General features: G+C 72.0%; 3 protein-coding genes. All 3 read right to left on the bottom strand.

Annotation, left to right across the window (positions count from 1 at the left end; genetic code table 11):
* Positions 1-83: 83 nt before the first annotated feature.
* Positions 84-1,523 (bottom strand): IS66 family transposase, encoded by a 1,440-nt coding sequence (locus tag D7Y15_RS43140; RefSeq protein WP_120581676.1) that lies wholly within the window; start codon positions 1,521-1,523, stop codon positions 84-86.
* A 115-nt stretch (positions 1,524-1,638) separates the two neighbouring features.
* Positions 1,639-2,004: an IS66 family insertion sequence element accessory protein TnpB gene (gene tnpB, locus D7Y15_RS43135; protein ID WP_120581677.1), complete on the bottom strand. Its 366-nt coding sequence runs from the start codon at positions 2,002-2,004 to the stop codon at positions 1,639-1,641.
* Between the two features lie 4 nt (positions 2,005-2,008).
* Positions 2,009-2,323 carry a hypothetical protein gene (locus D7Y15_RS43130; protein ID WP_120581678.1) on the bottom strand — a complete coding sequence of 105 codons (315 nt, stop codon included), beginning with the start codon at positions 2,321-2,323 and terminating at the stop codon, positions 2,009-2,011.
* Between the last annotated feature and the right edge of the window lie 70 nt (positions 2,324-2,393).

Raw genomic sequence — 2,393 nt, 5'->3', positions numbered from 1 at the left:
GTAACCGTCCGGCCAGTGACGTGCCGGGACGCTTGAAGACAGGCCCCGACCGTGCTCGGCGAGCGCCGCGAGGAGTGAGCTGTTCAGGGACTGGGCTGGAGGGGTGACTCGGGCGGGTCGGCGGTGCGTCGCAGTCTCCACTCGTGGGGCAGCAGCTCCCCGATGCGCGAGTGCGGGTGCGTCTGGACGCGAAGCAGCACGTCGGCCAGGTACTCCTCGGGATTGACCTGGTTGGCCTCGCAGGTGGCGACCAGGGCGTAGAGGCCGGCGAGATTCTCCCCCGCGGCCTCGTGGCCGACGAAGAGGAAGTTCTTCCGGCCCAGGGCCGCCTTGCGCAGCGCCGCCTCGGAGCGGTTGTTGTCCAGGGGCAGGCGCGCGTCGGAGACGAAGCGCGTCAGGGCGTCCCACTGCTTCAGGGCGTAGGAGAGGGCCTGGCCCATGGGGCCCTTGGGCAGGTGGCGCGGGGCCTGCGAGTCCATCCACGCGCGCAGCGCCGTGAGGACGGGGAGGCTCTGCTGCTGGCGCAGCTCGCGGTGCGCGTCGGTGCGCACGACGGCCGCGTCGCGAGCCAGGGCTTCCACGCGGTAGAGGGCGAGGATGAAGTCCAGGGCCTGGCGGGCTTCGGGCGCGGTGGGGAGCGCCTCGAAGAATCGCCGTCGCACGTGGGCCCAGCAGCCCACCCGCACGCGGCCCTCGGGCAGTGTCACCGCGTTGTAGCCCGTATAGGCATCCACCACGAGGGCGCCCCGGGTGCCGCCCAGGACTTCCTTCGGCGTCGTGCTGGCCCGGCCCAGGCTGAAGCGGTAGCCCAGCAGCCACTCCCCCGCGGGCGTCTGGGTGAGGAAAGTCCAGAGGTAGCCCTGGCGCGTCTTCTTCACGTCCAGCACGCGCACGGGCGTCTCGTCGGCCCACACCACCTCGGCGGCGGCAATGACTTGCAAGAGGTGCTGGGACAGAGGCAGCAGCACCGAGGCGGCCTGGTGGAAGAGGTCCGTCAGGGTGCTGCGACTCATGGGCACCCCACCGCGCTCAATCCGCTGGGCCAGCCGGTGCAGGGGCATCGCGTCGGCGCACTTGGAAACCACAACGTGCGCAAGGAAGCCCGGGCCGTACTCGCCCTTGTCCACCACCTTCGGCGGCGCGGGGGCCGTCACCACGCCCTGGCCGCACGCGCACGAGAGGACTTGCTGCACGTGCACCTGCCGCTCGAAGAAGGCGGGCACGTACTCGTACACCACCGTCCTTCGCCCCTCGCCCAGCGGCTTCAACTCCTCACTGCCGCACGCCGGGCAGTGCCTCGACTCGGGCGGCACCGCGTGCCGCACTTCGCGCGTCGGGGCCTCCTCGGCCTTCCGTGCGGCCCGCGCCCGGCGCTTCTCCAGGGCGGCCTTGGCCCGCGCCGCTTCGTCCTGGGGACTCGGGGCCGTCTGCCTCAATTCCTCGGCGACGGGCGGCAGCTTCTCGGCTTTGCGACCGAAGACACGCCGCTCCAGCGCGGCCATCTTCGACTCCAGCGACGTCATCCGCTCGCGGAGCTCCTCGGCTTCCTCCCGCCAGGGGCAGAAATGGTCCAGTGGAAGCTCGCGCGGCACCTGGAGCCCATACCGCGCTGCCCGCCCCCGCGCTCGCGCCGGGCCCTCAGGAGGCCGCGCGCCCGGGCGGTGACCAGGCCGGCGGGCGTCGCACGTCCGCCACGTCGATGCCGTCCAGCAGCATCGCCAACTGCGTGGCGTCCAGCGTCACCGCCTTCGCCTCCGCCTCCACGCGCGGCAGCCGGAAGCGGCCCGTCTCCAGCCGCTTGTACAGCAGCACGAAGCCGCCCCGGCTCCACGTCAGCACCTTGACTCTGTCGCCCTTGCGCGAGACGAAGGCGAAGAGGTGCCCCGAGTAGACGTCCTCGCCCCACTCGGCGCGCACCAAGGCCATGAGGCCATCAATCGACTTGCGCATGTCCACCGGCTCCACGGCCAGCACCACGCGCACCGAAGCCGGAAGCGCGAACACCCTCTCACCGTCCCAGCGCGGCGACGAGCCGGGCCACGTACGCCACGTCGGTGCCCACCGCGAATCGCACCCGCGCTCCGCTCGCGGCGACCACCTCCATCCCCGACTCCATCGCCGCGGGCGTCGTCGCCACCTGCACCGGCAAGAGTCTCACGGCTTCCGCTCGCGACGGCGCGGCCCGTCGTGCCCGGTACACCCACGACTGCAACGTGCTCAGCCGCACGCCCCGCGCCAACGCGAACTCCCGCTGCGTCTGCCCGCTGGCCTCGAAGGCTTCCGCGATGCGCGCCCACTCCGGCTTCTCCACCTGCTTCGCCATGCCCGGAAGCGTCCGCCGCGAACCGCTCCCCCGGCAATCCCTCACGGCACATCGTTGGCCGGACGGTTAC

Origin of the sequence: Corallococcus sp. AB030 (genome assembly GCF_003668965.1) — a bacterium.
Classification (GTDB): Bacteria; Myxococcota; Myxococcia; order Myxococcales; family Myxococcaceae; genus Corallococcus; species Corallococcus exiguus.
Note: the sequence above shows the minus strand (reverse complement) of the source record. Positions and strands in the feature narration are given on the sequence as shown.